Raw genomic sequence first — 18,063 nt, 5'->3', positions numbered from 1 at the left:
CAACCAGCCAGTCCCCACGTTCCAAAGTACATTCCTATATTATAACATTTAGGGCAGTTGGAATGAAGGTGCGAGCTGTTTCAAATATAGTTGAGGGAAGTTCTTAATGGGAATCGTGTGGGAAAAACATTGTCGGAATTTTCGATTCCTTTGAAATAAAATGGTATGATGGATTTAATGCTTTAAAGGAACTGGGTGGGAACATGACTGCTGTAAATGCAAAACAACAGGAACCTGATAAATATTCGCTGCATGATGCCGGCTTCAAAAAAATTATGATTGCGATGACGAGTGCATCCATTTTAGTATTTGCTAATTTATACTTTGTGCAGCCGATTATGCCGCTGCTCGTGAAAGCATTTGACATCACATCGGCAACAGCCGGTTTATCACTGTCTGCTGCTGTGGTTTCTATGATTTTCGGATTGTTATTCTTCGGGTTTCTATCTGATCGAATCGGGCGGGTTTCGATAATGAATATTACGCTTGTCTGCACTATTATTCCGCTAGTGCTATTGCCCGTTGCGCCTAATTTTGAAACGTTTCTGGTACTGCGTTTCCTTCAGGGGATTTGTATAGCGGGGCTGCCTGCCGCTGCCATCGCATATTTGGGCGAGGAATTGGATTCTAGAAGCGTCAGTCTCGGCATCACCATGTATATTGCAGCCAATGCCATTGGCGGAATGGCCGGCCGCATCTTCGTCGGGTATATTGCTGATATGGCCAGCTGGCAGACTTCTGTTTACTTCCTATTGGGGTTCTCCATTCTGTTATTCATCATTTATTTTATGGCTCTGCCAAAATCTCATTATTTTAAGCCCAGTAAAATATCTGTTCAAAAAGACTTATCAGGTATGGGCTCACATCTGAAAAACACGGAACTTTTCCCTGCGTTCGCGATGGGAATCCTCCTCCAGTTCTCGTTTACAGGAGTATGGACGTACCTGCCTTTTTACCTCGAACAGGACCCTTTTCATCTTTCTGTAAAAAATATTTCTTTTACCTACCTGGCGTACAGCTTCGGTATAGTTGGCTCCATCCTGGGCGGAAGACTGTCTGCACATTTTAGGCAAACTACACTGGTCTCGGTTGGAACAATCATTTTAATAGGAGGGACCCTGCTTACCAATGTTCACTCTTTATCAGTAATTGTAATAGGTCTATGCCTGACCTGTCTGGGATTCTTTGTGGCGCATTCACTGATGGCGGCTATTGTAAATGAGCGCGCTGCCCATCACAAAGCCGGTGCCTCGAGCATCTATCTCGTAAGCTATTACCTTGGAGTCGCAACCGGAGGAACACTCGCCGGCCTGGTATGGCAGACTGGGGGCTGGACGGGGATTACGGTGGTTTCCTTTGGTCTGCTTCCTGTTGTGGTGTGGCTGATGGCGGGGAGCAGGAAGGTGCATCGCTGATATAATAGAGGAGCTTCGGACAGGCTGAGCGGGAATTTTTTAATTGGAGACCGAATCCGTGTCATCTTGGGATAAGTCGGGTAGAAATTAGTCAGTTGGAGTCCGAACCTGTGTCACCTTCGGACAGTGCGAGTAGGAATAATCCAGTTGGAGTCCGAACTCTTGTCAGCTTTGTGCAGAGCAGAAGTTTCCTTATTGAAGTCCGAATGGTAGATTTATCAACAATTTATCCGCTCATTTACTAAAAAACAATTAATAGGAAGTCTAAAAGCCCCAATCCATAACGATTGGGGCATATTTTTTCCATAAAAACAGCACTGGGATGCTTTCATGATCACTAAAATCAGTTTATGTGCGGATAGCCTCAATTAACTTGCGGATAAAATTTTTTCTGTGCTTATGACGACAATTTACTTGCGGATAGAAATTTTTACTTGCGGATAGCCGCCTTTAAGACTGCAGACCAACACTCCTGCCTCAACCTAACGGGGATCCCGTTCCTGCCCTGTTTTCAGATCAATAACCTTAACCGGGTTCTCCGGATCATTGACCGTTTGGCTCTCAGGAGCAGCATTTCCGTTTTCCACCCAGTCGACAAGCAAGTCGAATGACTGGTGAGCGTAAGGCAGCAAAGGCTGAAGTTCTTTATCAGGATCGGTGGAGCTGTTCCAGACAAGGCTGTCAACATGGTTGCCGTTTTCAATGGTATACATTCGGTGCAGATCCTGCTTTCCGGCTTTCTGGACAAGCTTTTGATATCCCTTTGCATGAATATCAGGGAATATCAGCGAATCAAGGGAACCGGTGAAAGAGATGAGCGGCACATCTATATCTCCAGTATTGGCCACTTCCTTAATATTTTCTTTCACTTCTTTTGGACGGGTCACATACTTATAATCTTCAAAGATAGAATCATAGGATCGGTCTCTCACGCCATTAACAAAGTTCAGGTAATTGCTCCATTGAGTACGGCCTGGGGCTTCCGGATCAAAGTGGTCCCGATAGATATTCAGGGAGATAAACCAATATACCTGATCATGATAGGCCCACAACTTTTCCGATCCTTTAGGCAATCCTGCTTTGTAAAGCTCTTTCATCGCTTTCTGCTGTATTTTGCCGCTTCCATACAAAGCTTCCTCCGCATGATTCACAACGGTGGTCAGCGAACTGATTAAATTAGGCTTTTTCTCTGTCCATAACACGCCTTCCCAATCGACTCCTCCATCAAAAAGCCGAGGTTCACCAGTTTTCTCCGGATGATCATTTTCAAGTGCATAACGAACGACGTATCCGCCATTGGAAATTCCCATTGCATATGTAGGAATCTTATGCTCTGACGATACTAAATCGCTCGCCGGGTCGGAAGAGTCAGCCGGATCAATCAGCCCTTCGGAATAGTGGCTAACTAAGTACTGCTGTGCGGCTTTCGTAACCTGCCGGAACCGCTGATGCCATTCTGCAACACTATCATCCTCATCGGCTAAGGCATTCTTTACTTTTGCAAATGGATCAGCAGTATCAGCCTCACCCTGGGTGCCTTTATCAATTGCTGCAAAAGCATATCCTTTTTCCAGGACATAATCGCTGAAAAGCAGGTCGGTTGAAGTTTCATTTCGTGTAGCCGGGATTCCCGAAACAACAAGCCGGCCATTCCAATGATCCGGAACCCTTATGACAAACTGGGCATCTTCAAAAATACCATTTACCTGTGTTCCCGTGACAGAAGAAGGCTTGTACATTTGATGCCATCCAGTTCCTTCCGCGGCATTTCCCCAAAGATAAGGGGCAAGACCAATGTTGCCGTAAAGGGTCGCCTGCTGATATTGGCGGGGATTCTTGGTGGTCATCCAGTTGTTGTCCACACCGTCAAAGTATTGTTCAGTTACTGTATGCGCACCGGGTATTATAGCCTGGTTTTCCGCATAGGTTTGCTCGGCAAAACTTCTTTCAGGAGCAAGTGAAAAGCTTAAAGCAGATGCCAGTAATAATGCGATTAGCTTATTTTTCAGATAAATCCATCCCTTCTGCAAAATCTCTTACAGTTCTATTCTACTTTTACTAATTATGGGAATCATGGGTCTTAGTGATTAATTTATTTGAATTTTCAGTATAAAAAGTAGGCCGCGCATTGAAAATTGTGATGCATGACCGCTGCTAGTACTATAGTCTTATATGCGGAACAGGTTGGAAGCAATGAGAATTCAAGCTAGTAGCGCAACCGGCCAGCACTTACATGGGATCAGTCTTCTTGTAGGGATTTGTTCTGACAAACTTTTTTTGAAAAGAGGAAGAGCATGCTTACAACTTATAAGCCGAGTCATTTTAAAAGCACACAGGTTCTTGAAAAAGAAGCTGTCTTGGCTGCAATTGAAAATTCTCTGGCCATGATTGAATTTGATGGGAACGGGAAAGTGCTGTGGGCAAATGAGAATTTTGCCCGCACTGTCAAATATCGGGCAGAAGAAATGCCAAATATGATGCATAAGCAATTTTGCACCCCTGAATTTGCCGCCAGCAGGGAATATCAGGAGCTTTGGAGTAATCTGCGCAATGGCAAAAGCTTTCAGGAAAAGATTCAGCGTGTGACCAAGCAAGGAGATCTTATCTGGCTCGAGGCGACATACACACCGGTATTTGGGAATGATGGCAGAGTAGAAGGTGTTGTAAAGGTTGCTACGGATATTACAGAAAGGGAAACGAATACAGCGCAGGTAGCATTCCAGCTTCAGGCAATGTCAGAAGCCCTTAGTGAAAAAGCAAAAGCTGGAATTGAAAGAAGCGAAGAGGCAGCTCAGGCAATAGCCAGGCTCGTTCACGAGTCCAAAGGAAACCTGGAAATCCTCCATTCTCTTAAATCACAGGCACAATCCATCGGCAGCATCGTAAAAACAATCCGTGAAATAGCGGCCCAAACGAACCTCCTGGCCTTAAATGCAGCTATTGAAGCAGCACGTGCCGGCGAACATGGCAGAGGCTTCAACGTCGTTGCCGGAGAAGTGCGAAAGCTCGCAAACCGGGTGCAGGACTCCATCCAGGAAGTCAATGCCCACATCGAAGGAATATCAGATGAAATCAACAAAATTAGTGACGCAACTCTGCAATCACAGTCAGGCATAACTGAAAACCAGGTTCTTAATGAGCAGGCTGTATCCGCATTTAAAGATATCGGGGAAGCTGCAATAAAGCTGGATGAACAGGCGAAGGGTTTTAAGAGTATTTTATAGAAAAATGCGGGCTGCTTTATAGCAGCTCTTTTTTTCTGCAGATAGGAAGAATGAATGAGGCTGGCGAATTTACATATATCCTGTTTATTTTTGGAGAGAGGAGATAATTTTATGAAATATCTCCATAAGACATTCACTTCAGAGTTAAAGGCTCAGATTCTTAGTATTGAAAAAAATCCCTGGAAGCAAATTGTTCGGGGAGCTTCTGGATCAATCTCACAAGAAATAACAACGGATTTAGAGCAATACATAGCCGTATTTTTGGACGAATTTATCGATAAAGAGAAACGGGAGGAAAATAGCATGGGAAATCAAACTTTAAAGCTGCCTAAGGAATTTGAAAAATATCGGAGTGAATTAGAAAAAACAGCTAAACCGTTTGTCAGCATACATGCAGAAAGAGGGGAGACCACACTTTTTGAAAGCAAGTTCGGAGGAAAGCCCTACCTTCCAAAAACGAGCGAACATCCAAAGGATGAGCAGGGAAATTATATGAATCTATTTGCGCAAATCAATTTTGAAAAAGTTCCTCACATTGAGCCGATGCCTGAGAGCGGAATTCTTCAATTCTATCTCTCGCCGGTTGATGATATGTACGGACTTGATTTTGATAACCCGGCTGCTCAAAAGAATTTCCGGGTTGTTTATCATCCAAATGGCGTGAAAGATGAGTCAGATCTTGTGACAGATTTTTCGTATATACCTGGCTTAGGTGATGAATTTGATCCGATAGTGCAGGAAGCAAAGATGATTTTCAGCCTTAAGATCGCTCCTGTACCTGCTGATGATTTTCGATTTGAGGACTTGGTCAATATTGACTTATTTGAAACCATCGATCATCCAGACTATGAGGATTTACATGAGCTTTACTTCGAGGAATTAGGTGCTGAGGGCCATAAAATGGGCGGCTATCCCTACTTCACCCAGCAGGACCCTAGAGAAAAAGGTGACCCAACAGGTGATTATACGATTTTGCTGTTCCAGGCGGATACGGACGATGATATTGAGCTGATGTTTGGGGACAGCGGTGTTGCCAACTTCTTTATTAAGGAAGAGGATTTGCGGAAGATGAATTTTACAGATGTTCTTTATAATTGGGATTGCTGCTAAAGTACCAATTCCAATTAGAGGAGATAACTGAATGAAGGGGTTCGCATTTGGACAGAAAAAGGATAACCTGAGCGGTCGAGTCCGAACCTGAAGCTTCTTCGGACAGGAGATGCAGAAATCCGAGAGTTTGAGTCCGAACTAGAAGCCCCTTCGAACAGAAGAAGCTCAGGAAACTAATAGAAAAATAAAGATGGTTGCTTTTCAATGCCCGCTCGGGGAGACATGTGTCCGCGGTGGAAATCAACAGACTCATTGACAAGCGAAACCCCCTGCCTAAGAAGAGTAAAAGAAATTAGCAATATTAAATTGCGAAAAAGTTAGAAAACTCTTGAATTAATAAAAAATAACCGCTACACTTATAATATACAGTTTTTCGTATATTGATCAAAGGTAAAGAGGTATTACAATATGAGCCGTATTTGGGAAAGTTTATATTCAAAGAATGGACTGGCAGCAAAGTTTATTGCGAAGGAGCTCATTCAGTTTTCAGAGGGAGAGAGAATCCCCCGGGTAAGTGATTTTACAGAAAAGCTATCATTGGGCCGGGGAACTGTGCAGGGTGCATTAAGAGTGCTGGAGGATTTGCATGCAATAGCTCTTGAATCCAGAGGGCATCTTGGGACCTTTCTGAAGAAGAGGGACATCAACCTGCTGTATGAGATTGCCGGCATCGGACCAGTGATGGGCGTAATGCCGCTGCCTTATTCCCGCAAGTATGAGGGATTGGCAACTGGTATTGTCGAAGGGTTTGAGGAAATCAACAAGAAGTCTGGCCTTGCTTATATGAGAGGAGCCAGAAGGCGGATCGAATCATTAAAAACCCGGCGCTACGATTTTGCGATTATGTCCCAGCTGGCGGCAGAAGAGGCAGTACAGGAGTTTGAGGGCCTGGAAATTCTCCATACACTTGGGCCGGAGACCTATGTAACGTCCCATAAAGTCTTTTTTTCAGATAGCAAAAACAGCGAGATTACTGATGGCATGAAAATTGGAATTGACTATTCATCTGCCGACCAGGCAAATATTACCCTCCTTGAATGTGAAAAGCACCAGGTTGAACTGATAAAGGTGGACTATATGCAGCTTTTCAATATGCTGAAGAATGGCAGTATTGATGCAGCGGTTTGGAATGCTGATGAAGCGAGGGCACTAAAAACGTTTGCCTCCTCTGACTTTAAATCAAAGAAGGCAAAGGAATTGGCCATAAAAGCAACCAGAGCATCTATTGTCATAGAAAGTGAAAGAACAAATATCATGGAACAAATCCAGATCCTCCAGTTAAATAAAGTGGAAGAGACCCAAAGGCTGGTGGAGGAAGGAAAAAAGTATCCTCACTATTAAGAAACTAAAGTTCTAGTTTCTTAGTAGCATTAATATACTAAATACTGTATTCTGGAGGGAATTTAAATATGGATTTAAATCAATTGAAAGAAAGAATGGATATCCTTTTAGCTTCATCTGTTGTCAGTACCAAAGCAGCTGATATAAGCACGCTAGCATTTATGCATTTGCAGTCACACTTGAAAAAAGATGCCATAGATGGAGCTGAAATGCTTTTCACCCATTTGCCGACAGCTCTGACGAGAATTGAAAAGGGTGAACAGGTTGAGGCTCCCCATCCTAATTTGCTGGATGAAGTCAAACAGTCACCGGAAGCATCCATAGCCATGAAGGAAATCGGATATATACAGCAGCAATGGAAGAATCAGCTCCCCCAAGAGGAAATCGATTTTCTGCTCATACATTACACAAATGTACTGCAAATCAACAAAGGAGGAAATTAAGATGAAAATTGTAGTTGGCGGACAGGTTGATAAAAAAGAGATTGAGAGTTTAATAAATGAGATTGATAGCAGCATAACGACGATGGTCAAGTCGGATCTGGAGGCTGCGATGGCTGTTAAGACGGGACAGGCAGATTATTATGTAGGAGCCTGCCACACAGGAGGCGGCGGTGCTTTAGCCATGGCGATTGCCCTTCTCGGCAAGCCTGATTGCGAGACGGTCTCCATGCCAGGAAAAAAGCCTGTTGAGGAGAAAATTGTAATCGCTGTCAATGAAGGGAAGAAAGCGTTTGGATTTACAGCTGACCACAAAGAGACCGCAGTGCCTATGATTATCAAAGCTTTAAAGAATAAAAGCTAATCCATTTTAATTGAGGGGGAAATAGAAATGGAAATGACGTTAATTATCCTGATCGGTGCCGTTGCTGCTGTTTTGGCCAATATGAACATTGCGGTTTTCAATGATGGGCTTCGTCCAATTGTCTCTGAACACGTGGAGGGACGGATGACGAGACGGGATCTTGCCTTCACTTCCTTTGCGATGAGTTTCGGCCTTGTAATCGGATTTGGAATACCTTTTACACTCTCGGCCAGTATCATCCTCGTACACAGTATCCTGCTGGGAACAGATATTATCGGTTTGCTGACACCGAAAAATAAATGGGGAACACCGCTTGCGGCAGTGATTGGCGGTGCTTATGGAGCAGGGCTGTTAATCGGACTAGAAGGCTTTGTGAAGCTGTTCGATTATCTGCCGCTTAATTTCCTTGAAGCTATGGGAGCGGTTGGAACACCGGTTGTCGTAACATTTATGGCATTCCCGGCGCTTGCGGTTGCTATGCAGTTCAGCGTTAAAAAAGGGGTCATAACGTTTATCGTTTCAGCATTAATCCGTCAGCTCGCTGTCTGGCTGAATGAAAGCGGAGTCCTTACGATTTCAGGAACCACAGTAACACTGAACCAGGAAGGAATGGCCCTTATTACAGGAATGATCTTCCTTCTAGTATTTGCCATGAAGGAAAAGGCAGAGGAAGGCTCTTCCATCGACCTTGCCGCAGTATTCAGTGATAAAGTGGCTAAAATCAGAAAAAATGTCGTGTTCTTTATGATAATTGGCGGTCTTATTGCGGCTGCTACGAATCTATGGATCATGGCGGGAGATCCGATTTCTCTAAATCTATTAGCGGAAGGCAAAGCAACAGATGCAGGAATTGCAGCGGCTGCCCGTGCGCTCGGTTTTATTCCGCTTGTAGCTAGTACAGCGATCGCAACAGGCGTATACAGCCCGGTCGGATTCACGCTCATCTTCGTCGTCGGATTTTTCTCCCCGAATGTTTGGGTAGCCTTAATCGGCGGTGTCATTATTATTTTTATTGAAGTTATGCTATTAAGCTCGATTGCGAGATTCCTTGATAAATATCCCGGTGTGCGTAATTCCGGAGAAAATATCCGCAGTGCGATGACCAAGCTTCTGGAAGTGGCACTATTAATCGGTGGAGCAAACGCGGCCAATGCGATCGCACCGGGGTTCGGATTCTTCTTCATCGCAGGATTCTATTTGCTGAATGAAGCGGCGGGACGTCCAATTGTCCGCATTGCGGTAGGACCTGTAGGTGCCATTGCGGTCGGAATCATTGCCAATATCCTGGTTGCACTTGGAATCATGAACATTCCTCAATAAAGAAACCAAATAAAGAGAACGGAGTGAACTGCCATGATACAAACCGTACTTGGGGAAATTGCTCCGGAAGAATTGGGGATTTGCTCGGCTCACGAGCATCTCTCCATTGATCTTTCGCGAGTGAAAAAAGATCCGGATACGATTCTGGATGATGAACAGGGCATGCGTGAGGAACTGGAGGATTTTTACCGTCTCGGCGGAAGGGCAATGGTTGAAGTGACAAATGACGGCATGGGCCGGGATGCTCATGTGCTAAAAAGGCTGAGCGCGGCAACAGGGGTTCACCTTATTACCTGCACAGGCTTCTATAAAGATCCTTATATCCCCCATTTTGCAGACGGCTGGAAAGCAGAGCAGTTTGCACAGCATTTTATAAAAGAAGCCAAGGAAGGGATTGCCGAAACGGGTATTCTCCCGGGTGTCATCGGGGAAGTGGGCACAAGCAAAAATGAAATGAAGCCGATTGAACGTGAGCTTCTAATTGGTGCCGCTATTGCCGGTGCTGAAACCGGCCTTCCGGTGACCACTCATACAACGCTCGGAACACTCGGGCTTGAACAGGTGCAGCTGCTGGTGAAGCATGGCCTTCCTGCTGATCAGATCATCATCGGCCATCAGGACCTCAACCCGAATAAAGACGAAGTTCTCTCTGTTTTGGAAACAGGAGCCTATATCGCTTTTGATACAATCGGAAAAAATAATTACCGTCCTGATGAAGAAAGAGCTGCTTTTCTCCTGGATTTCATAAGCCTCGGGTTTGAAAAGCAAATTCTTCTATCAGCAGACTTAACCCGCAAGTCGCATTGGAAGAAGCACGGAGGCCCAGGCTACGGACTTGTGCTGGAGACCTTTATACCAACATTGAAAGAATCCGGAGTTCCTGAAAGCATTCTTCATCAATTCCTGACCGTTAATCCATCCAGAGCTTTTTCTATAAGGGAGCGATCATAGTGTCCACATACAACCGAGCTGAATTAAAGTACGCAAATTCAGTTTTGCCAAGCTTATCGATACAGGAAGCACAGGAAAAACAATTCAAATTGGTAGACAGAATGAGCCGCTATTTCAAAGGCAGGCAATTTCTCTCGATGGGAGACCTTGGTGTTTCTCCAACATATAAGCGTCCGGAACAGACGTATCTTGTGGAAAGGGTTCTGGCGGATTTCTTTGAAACAGAAGACTGTGCCCTCGTCAGGGGAGCCGGAACAGGAGCGATCCGCAATATTCTAAGCATGCTTCTGTCTGCTGGGGATGAAATGTTCATTCACACGGCCCCTGTTTATACGACGACAAAGGAAACGTTAAGAATATTGGGCATTAAAACAGTCCAGGCAGATTACAACCATCTTGAGGAAGTCAGAATTGCCATCAGAAGTAATCAAAATCCTAAAGTTTTCTATATTCAGCATGCACGCCAGCAGCCCACAGATCATTATCAATTGGCCGAAGTCATCAAAGCCGTGAAGGAAGAACGCCCGGATCTTCCGATCGTGGTAGATGACAATTACTGTGCATTGAAGACAAAGGGAATTGGAGTGGAATTAGGAGCGGATTACTCAACCTTTTCCGGGTTCAAGCTTCTTGGGCCGGAAGGAATTGCTGTCATTGCCGGCAAAAAAGACGCCATCGAACGGGTGCACCATTATAACTACTCGGGCGGCGGCCAGGTTCAGGGCTACGAAGCCATGGAGCTTTTAAGAATGATGACCTTCGCACCTGTATCGCTGGCTATTCAGAACGAGCAGGTGGAAGAGCTCTGCCGCCGTCTGAATGAAGGAGCTGTGAACGGGATTCGCGCCGCCTACATGACGAATGCCCAGTCCAAAAATGTCATTGTAGAGCTTGAAGCACCGATTGCCCAAAATGTGATCAGTATAAGTGACGAGCATGGGGCGGCCACTCATCCGGTTGGGGCGGAATCAAAATATGAAATCATCCCGATGATTTACCGCGTTTCCGGCAGCTTTTTGGAAGCACAGCCTGAGCTGAAGGAATATGGACTGCGCATAAATCCGATGAAATCAGGAGCGGGCACGATCATCGGAATTCTGGAAAAAGTGATACCTCTTGCAAAAGAAGTGCAGCATCGTTGATACCCGTAAATAAAGGGGGAAACTTCAATGTTTTTAGATGTAACAAAGCGCAGAAATCCTAAGCTTATTCAATCAGGTGTCACCTTGCACCAAAGCGGGCAAATACCCCCGAATACGTACGTGATTGACCTCGATATACTCGGAGAGAATGCAGCAGTTCTGGCAGAAACGGCAAAAAATCATGACTTTACGCTTTATTTCATGAGTAAGCAGCTTGGAAGGGTTCCGTATATAGGCCAGTTTATTTCAGAACACGGCATCGAAAAGGCGGTTGCTGTTGAATTCGACGAAGCCAAAACATTGGCAGAAGGCGGCGTTAAAATAGGAAATGTCGGCCACCTGGTTCAGCCGGGGAAAAATCAGTGGGCGGAAGTGCTGTCGTGGAATCCGGAAGTCATTACCCTATTTTCCCTTGCACGTGCCAGACAGCTTTCCGATGCGGCAGTTCAATCAGGAACGGTGCAGGATGTACTTCTAAGGGTGTATGCAGAAGGCGATATGATTTATCCCGGACAGGAGGGCGGCTTTCGATTGGAAGAGTTGGATGGAAAGCTTAAGGAACTGGCCGGGCTTACTGGGATTAATATCGCAGGCGTCACAACCTTCCCGAACTTTCAGCTATCTAAGGACAGGAGAAGCATGGAGCCAACGCCTAACTTTAAAACCCTTTTAAAGGCAAAAGAGGTTCTGGAGAAAAAGGGTATTACAGTAAAACAGGTAAACGGTCCAAGTGCGACCAGCTGTGAAACCATACCCTTCCTGGCAGAACAGGGAGTAACACATGGAGAACCAGGGCATGCCCTCACCGGAACTACCCCGCTGCATGCTTACCGGGATCTCCCCGAGAAACCTGCCATTGTATATGTAACGGAAGTGTCCCACCAGGATCAGGAGCATTATTACGTCATTGGCGGCGGCTATTACGGGCGCTCCCATTTAACCGGGTGCCTGGTTGGAAGCGATGAAAAAGAAGTATTAAACCAATATATAAAAGCAATCGAACCTGCTCCGGAAGCGATTGATTACTATGGTGCGATAGAGAAACCTGATGGCTTTCAGATTTCTGAAGGCAATACAGCCGTTTTCTCTTTCCGCACCCAGGTGTTCGTCACAAGGGCCCATATTGCCCTGGTAAAGGGAATTCAAAGCGGAAAGCCGGAACTGGTTCACTTTGAGAGGAAGTGGTAAGGATGGCAAAAGCAATTCTGCTGGTGATAGACAGCTTTGGCATCGGGGCGATGGAGGATTGCAGCGAGTTCAGCCCTGCTGACTGCAGGGCCAATACCTATAAGCATATCCGGGAATCGGTTGACTTTTTAAAAATACCAACTCTATATAAGCTTGGGCTGGGAACGCTTGTCGATGGCAAGGCAGCCCCTGCCAATGCTTACGGCTGCTCGGCACTGGCCCATCACGGGGCAGATACGTACCTCGGGCATCAGGAAATTGCCGGAAGCTGCCCGAAGCGCTCAAATAAAAGGCTGATGAAAGATATTCATCCAGATCTGGCACAAGCATTAACAGAAGCAGGGTGCCAGGTTGAATACCCATGGGAAGACCGGCCGGTTCTGCTGGTAAACGGTGCCTGTGTCATTGGTGATAATCTTGAATCTTCATTAGGAAACATCATTAATTTAACCGCTGATTTTAATAAAATGCCTTTCCTTGAGTTAAAGGAAGTCGGAAAAATTGTCCGCCAGAATGTAGACACCAGCCGTGTCATTGCATTTGGAGGACCCTATACAACCATTGAACATATTCTCTCAGTTGTCCATGAAAAAAATCCCGGCCAATGGGGAGTGGATGCCCCGAAGGCCAAGGTGTACGGCAAAGGCTATGAAGTTTATCACATGGGCTACGGCGTAAACATAGACGGACAATTTCCGATGATCGCTGCCCGGAACGGCCTTAAAGTCCATCGGATTGGCAAAACGGCAGATGTCCTGCATGGCGAAGGACCTGCAGATCCGATTGTGGATACTGAAAAGGTTTTGCGCGTTTTAGAGAAGTCTTATTTGGAAGAAAAAGAGGACGCGGCGTTTCTGGTTAATGTACAGGAGACAGATCTGGCCGGACATGCTGAGGATGCCGAATGGTATGCCAGACTGTTGAATACAACCGACCAGTGGCTTGCAGAATTCCTGCCCAAGATGGCAGAGGAGGATCTGATAATTATTATGGCCGACCATGGCAACGACCCGACCATCGGCCATTCCAACCATACGAGGGAATACGTTCCAATACTCGCTGCCGGGAAGCGGGTAAAACCGGTTAACATTGGTAAACGCCATTCGATGGCTGACGTTGGGGCGACATTTAGCGAGTTTTTTGGATTGCCTGCGACTGAGGAAGGCGAGAGTTTTTTGAAGATGGTTGTAGCTTGAGAGAGGCGAAAGCCTTGGAGGTTATAAATTCAAATTATAGAGGATTAGACAAAATAGTGGAAGCAACTGTTTTATCAGATGATCATGGAGATAGCGAAAAAGGTCTATTTTTTAATGACTCATTAAAAAATAGCTTACTTAATTCTGAACAGGACAATCTTTTAGAACAAATTGAATACTCTTGATAGAGGAGACTTAAAGTTAATTTGAAATAAATATGTTTTATAAGAGGAAGGCGTCCAGATGATTGGAAGCCTTTTTCATGTTCAAGATTAGAATGTAACTTTAGACTTTTTATAACTGTCCAGCTCCATAAGTATTATTCGATAGAAATTATTTCGTACGGCGAAAAGGGGTGGCTTTTAAGAGGAGGTGCTGCAGGCTCTGCTATATGGTCTTATGCGTGGCTAGTTTTCAACTCCCAAAACTCTTTGTGTAAATAGCTGGCAGCTTGCGCAGTTCTTATGGCCATATGGTTCTAATCACTTATTTTCTCTATTTCTTTTTCCTTAAAAAAACAAACTGTATTTATGTCTTTTGATTTATTTTTCTAAAAATAAAATATTTTCAATTAACTTTATGATTTTTGTCTATTAAACTATTTATTAAGCAACACGAAAGTTTCGTTCTACATAATAATATTTATCTTAGGAGGATGAAAATGAAAAAGATTTCAAAAGCCGTAATACCTGCTGCACTTGCATTATCAATGGTTGCATCTACAACAGCTTTTGCAGACCCGCAATCAAATCCGAATGGCCCTTACATCGAGAATGAGCAAAACATTTCTTTATCCAGCTATATGTCAAATGAAGAGCTGTTTAAAAAGCTTCAAAATCTGGAAGCACAATCTAAAGGCAAAATGAAGCTTGAAATTGCCGGTTACTCCAACCAGTCTCCTGATGGCTACCAAACTGAAGCAGATAAAGGTGAGCCTCTATATGTTGTAAAGTTTGGTGATGCTGATCCCAATAAAAAACGGGTGCTAATTACGACACAAATTCATGGGAACGAGCAAATCGGCACAGAAGCTGCTATCGATATTATTCAAAAATTATCTTCAGGTGCGAAAGATGTAAATGAAATGCTGGACAAAGTGTCTATCTGGATTATGCCTCGTATCAATCCTGAAGGAGCAGACAATCTGTATGAAGGAAAATGGTACCCAACAAGGTATACTCATCAAACGTGGCTGCCCGAAAACATTGATCTTCCAGAAGGAACTGCTGCTCCATGGTATTATAACAGCGATGGAAGCGAAAGAGCTCAAAATAATAATGGGCGTGTAGTTTACGGAATTCCGGGATACGATCAAAATCGTGACTACAATCCGAATTTGAATTTTAGAGTGGAAGACCAGGATAAAGCAGAAGTTGCAGGTTTCCTAAATAGCAGAGCAACAAATAATAGTAACTACGGCGGATTCTTTGTAACAGCTGAATCCAGAACAGTAACAAGTGTCTTCCAGGATTTACAGCCTGATGTGTATGTTGATGTACATCACCGCGGATTCAATACCGTTTCTGACGAAGACAATCGCTCTGTTCCAATGCAGCTGGCTGCTGTAGTGGCAGATCCATATACAGATCCATTCACAGGACAACAGTACGAAGTTGATGAAGATGTTCTTAAACTAGGCAAACAGGTAAATGCTCTTGCTTCTCAAACATTGCAGAGAGGATTTTCCCACTATGGTGCAGTTCAGAAATATCCTGATGTAAATCTTCCAGGTACTGCACTTGGCGCCTTTGCATTAAATGATGCAGCGATAATGCTAATGGAGATTAAAGGTCAAAGCCAGACTTTAGGCCAAAAACAGGCTGGTATGCTGAAAGAAACAGTCAAGGCTCCTCTTTACGATTTATTCAACGCACTTGCAGATGGATCGATCGATGAAGTAGATCCTGCTGTGTATGACGCTATCCCGGAAGCTTCAAACAGTATTTCAGACCCGTCTACAAGAGATTAAGAGTGAAATTTTTAATTGAAAAAGCCCCTTCGTTCAATCGAATGGGGCTTATTTTATTAAGTTTATCATCTATTCTTCAATTTGTTTAAAAAGGCTATTTTAGAATTCTATTGAGTCAGCGGCCCTTCCCATATCCCCTTTCTTAGAATGTCCAAATTCGAACTGTGAACGCTGCTTAAGCTCTGAGTGACGATTAGTTATTATTCTCTGCGGATTAGAAGCAGCAAGTTCAGATGGAGCCATTTCATATATTGAAAATAATAAAGCAACTGGCTCAGAATCAAAAGAAAGATAGGAATACCTTCTTTAGTGCCTCTCCACAATTAAGCGATTTTAGCTAAATTCCGTTTTGAAGGACCTCTTTAATGAATTAGACTTCTTTTCATCATTCGTTATATAAGGCAACTAAACAAACTCTTAACCTTCACATGTGGAAGAAAAATTTGTACCTACCTTAAAGAGTCACTTACAGCCATTTTATAATTATTTGTGATAAGAACCAGAACATTAACCGGCATCAAAACACCGTAAAAAGTTTGGAGGGATAAGGAACCTTTCTCTTTATCCAGTTTCCTGATTTTACTAGTACTATTTTACTGGGTTAAAAGTTATAATCCATTTATGAAATATTTACTAATGGAGTGAAATATATGAAAAAACTAAGCACTAGGATTGCAATCGTAATGGCCCTTGGAATGGCAGCGGTTTTACTCGGTAATATAACAATGCTCTATTTAAGCACGAAAAATTCAGTAGAGTCCTCTATTGAAAATTTTAGTATAAATATTGCAGATAATATAGCTTCAAAAATGGAAACAGATAAATATGAGGAATTTCTGAAGAATCCCGATCAGACGGAAACCTATTGGGAACTTCGGGAACAGCTGAATGATTTTCGTGATAAAACAGGTGCGTTTTACGTTTATACATTAATGGCTGATTCTGAAAAGGAAGAAGTCTTTATAATGGTTGATGGTATGCCCAAAGGCTCGGATATGGCAGCAGATATTGAAACACCGACGACGGCTGCAAAATATGAAGATATTTCTTCTGTACTGGATGGAAAAGAATCAAGCTCGCCAATCGTTCACGATCCGGAATATGGAGATTATCTTTCTGCCTTTGTGCCCATTGAAAATGATGGAAAAGTGATCGGGATATTAGGTGTCGACATCAATGCCCAGGATGTGAATAGCATTGCAGATCAAGTACTGCAAAAAGAGCTCCCTATGAACCTGGTGATAAATATACTGTTAATCCTTGCAGTTGTTGCCATTCTGGCCTGGTTCGTCAAAAAGAGACTGCACCCTCTGCAGAATATCAGTTCAGCAGCTCAATTAATGGCTGATGGAGACCTTCGGGGAGCAGAAGAGAAGGCTAATTCTATTAAGGTAAAAGGGAAGGACGAAATTAGTTTTGTTACAGAGTCATTCAAAAAAATGACGCATCATACAAAAGCGATGGTTGAAGATATAAAAGCATCTTCAGAAGCACTCCTGGACTCATCGGGTAAAATAGAAAACAAGATGGAAGAAATCAGCCAGGCCAGCACCCTGATTGTCAGAGGGATTCAGGAAGTGGCAGGGGCTACTGATACACAGCTGATCAGAAGTGAGGAATCTGCAAAAGCAATAGAAGAAATGGCCATAGGCATACAGCGTATTGCGGAAGCTTCGACAGATGTGAGCGAACAATCCAATACAGTTACACATCAGGTAAAAGAAGGATTTGATGAAATCCAATCAATCATCCGGCAGATCAATGAGATTAAAAAGACTGTAAATGATTCTTCTCTATTTATAGAAGAGCTGGGTACGCAGGCTATTGAAATTGAGGATATTGTGAACCTGATTTCAGGCATCGCAGAGCAAACTAATCTGCTTGCGTTAAATGCAGCCATTGAAGCAGCAAGAGCAGGTGAACATGGCAAAGGCTTCGCGGTTGTATCCCAGGAGGTTAAGAAGCTGGCAGAAGGCTCGAAAGCATCTGCAGCACAAATTGCCGAAAAGCTGAATCACTTCAGATCATCCATTGAACAGGCAGTCGGTAATATGCATGCGAGCTCTGGTAAAGTTGAAGAAGGTACAGCCCTAGTCAATAGTGCCGGTGAGAAATTCAATCAGATATTGCATGCTGTTGAAGGAGTTACTGGTGAAATACAGGAGGTTTCTGCCGTAACTGAAGAACTCTCTGCCGGGTCCGAAGAGATTTCTGCATCCATTGATGAATTTGCGGGTCTATCTAAAGACACGGCACAAATTTCCCGCCAGGTCGCAGCCTCAACAGACCAGCAGGAGGATGCGGTAGAAAAGATATCAGAGCTTACCGTTCAGCTGAGTATGCTTTCTAAACAGCTGGAACAGTCGGTGGAGAAGTTTAAAATATAAAATGGGAGCCGTTCTC

General features: G+C 44.0%; 15 protein-coding genes. 14 read left to right on the top strand and 1 reads right to left on the bottom strand.

Going from position 1 to position 18,063, the window contains the following annotated elements; translation table 11 throughout:
• Positions 1-203: 203 nt before the first annotated feature.
• The gene (locus DFO72_RS14065) at positions 204-1,415 is read left to right on the top strand and encodes an MFS transporter (protein WP_113882291.1); all 1,212 of its coding nucleotides are present in this window, start codon (positions 204-206) and stop codon (positions 1,413-1,415) included.
• Positions 1,416-1,897: 482 nt separating this feature from the next.
• Here the strand turns inward: DFO72_RS14065 and DFO72_RS14060 are convergent, their stop codons facing one another.
• A complete protein-coding gene (locus tag DFO72_RS14060) occupies positions 1,898-3,424 on the bottom strand; it encodes an alpha/beta hydrolase (RefSeq protein WP_113882512.1) in 1,527 nt (508 codons plus the stop codon).
• A 285-nt stretch (positions 3,425-3,709) separates the two neighbouring features.
• Here DFO72_RS14060 and DFO72_RS30410 point away from each other — a divergent pair, with 285 nt between their 5' ends.
• The 13 genes from DFO72_RS30410 to DFO72_RS13995 all read left to right on the top strand — a co-directional run bounded on the left by DFO72_RS30410 (position 3,710) and on the right by DFO72_RS13995 (position 18,047).
• The gene (locus DFO72_RS30410; RefSeq protein WP_113882290.1) at positions 3,710-4,639 is read left to right on the top strand and encodes a methyl-accepting chemotaxis protein; all 930 of its coding nucleotides are present in this window, start codon (positions 3,710-3,712) and stop codon (positions 4,637-4,639) included.
• 303 nt (positions 4,640-4,942) lie between these two features.
• Positions 4,943-5,749: a YwqG family protein gene (locus DFO72_RS14050; RefSeq protein WP_113882511.1), complete on the top strand. Its 807-nt coding sequence runs from the start codon at positions 4,943-4,945 to the stop codon at positions 5,747-5,749.
• A 408-nt stretch (positions 5,750-6,157) separates the two neighbouring features.
• On the top strand, positions 6,158-7,090 hold the full coding sequence (gene yhfZ / locus DFO72_RS14045; RefSeq protein WP_113882289.1) for a GntR family transcriptional regulator YhfZ: 933 nt from the start codon (positions 6,158-6,160) through the stop codon (positions 7,088-7,090).
• Between the two features lie 68 nt (positions 7,091-7,158).
• On the top strand, positions 7,159-7,533 hold the full coding sequence (locus DFO72_RS14040) for a PRD domain-containing protein (RefSeq protein WP_113882288.1): 375 nt from the start codon (positions 7,159-7,161) through the stop codon (positions 7,531-7,533).
• A 1-nt stretch (position 7,534) separates the two neighbouring features.
• The gene (locus tag DFO72_RS14035; RefSeq protein ID WP_113882287.1) at positions 7,535-7,894 is read left to right on the top strand and encodes a DUF2620 domain-containing protein; all 360 of its coding nucleotides are present in this window, start codon (positions 7,535-7,537) and stop codon (positions 7,892-7,894) included.
• 27 nt (positions 7,895-7,921) lie between these two features.
• Complete coding sequence (locus DFO72_RS14030; protein ID WP_113882286.1) at positions 7,922-9,214, top strand: YhfT family protein; 1,293 nt, start codon at positions 7,922-7,924, stop codon at positions 9,212-9,214.
• 33 nt (positions 9,215-9,247) lie between these two features.
• Positions 9,248-10,165, top strand: coding sequence for a phosphotriesterase family protein (locus tag DFO72_RS14025; protein ID WP_113882285.1), 918 nt, complete (start codon positions 9,248-9,250; stop codon positions 10,163-10,165).
• Positions 10,165-11,307 carry an aminotransferase class V-fold PLP-dependent enzyme gene (locus DFO72_RS14020; protein WP_113882284.1) on the top strand — a complete coding sequence of 381 codons (1,143 nt, stop codon included), beginning with the start codon at positions 10,165-10,167 and terminating at the stop codon, positions 11,305-11,307. The genes DFO72_RS14025 and DFO72_RS14020 overlap by 1 nt, the downstream gene beginning before the upstream one ends.
• Before the next feature lie 27 nt (positions 11,308-11,334).
• On the top strand, positions 11,335-12,495 hold the full coding sequence (locus DFO72_RS14015; RefSeq protein ID WP_113882283.1) for a YhfX family PLP-dependent enzyme: 1,161 nt from the start codon (positions 11,335-11,337) through the stop codon (positions 12,493-12,495).
• Between the two features lie 2 nt (positions 12,496-12,497).
• Positions 12,498-13,691: a phosphopentomutase gene (locus DFO72_RS14010; RefSeq protein WP_113882282.1), complete on the top strand. Its 1,194-nt coding sequence runs from the start codon at positions 12,498-12,500 to the stop codon at positions 13,689-13,691.
• Complete coding sequence (locus DFO72_RS14005) at positions 13,688-13,876, top strand: hypothetical protein (RefSeq protein ID WP_113882281.1); 189 nt, start codon at positions 13,688-13,690, stop codon at positions 13,874-13,876. The genes DFO72_RS14010 and DFO72_RS14005 overlap by 4 nt, the downstream gene beginning before the upstream one ends.
• A 476-nt stretch (positions 13,877-14,352) precedes the next feature.
• A complete protein-coding gene (locus DFO72_RS14000; protein WP_166672488.1) occupies positions 14,353-15,660 on the top strand; it encodes a M14 family zinc carboxypeptidase in 1,308 nt (435 codons plus the stop codon).
• Positions 15,661-16,310: 650 nt separating this feature from the next.
• Positions 16,311-18,047, top strand: coding sequence for a methyl-accepting chemotaxis protein (locus DFO72_RS13995; RefSeq protein ID WP_113882279.1), 1,737 nt, complete (start codon positions 16,311-16,313; stop codon positions 18,045-18,047).
• The last annotated feature ends 16 nt before the right edge of the window (positions 18,048-18,063 follow it).

The sequence above is a fragment of the Cytobacillus oceanisediminis genome (genome assembly GCF_004366035.1).
GTDB classification, from domain to species: domain Bacteria; phylum Bacillota; class Bacilli; order Bacillales; family Cytobacillaceae; genus Cytobacillus; species Cytobacillus oceanisediminis_C.
The sequence above is the reverse complement of the archived record's forward strand: the minus strand, read 5'-3'. Positions and strand labels throughout refer to the sequence as shown.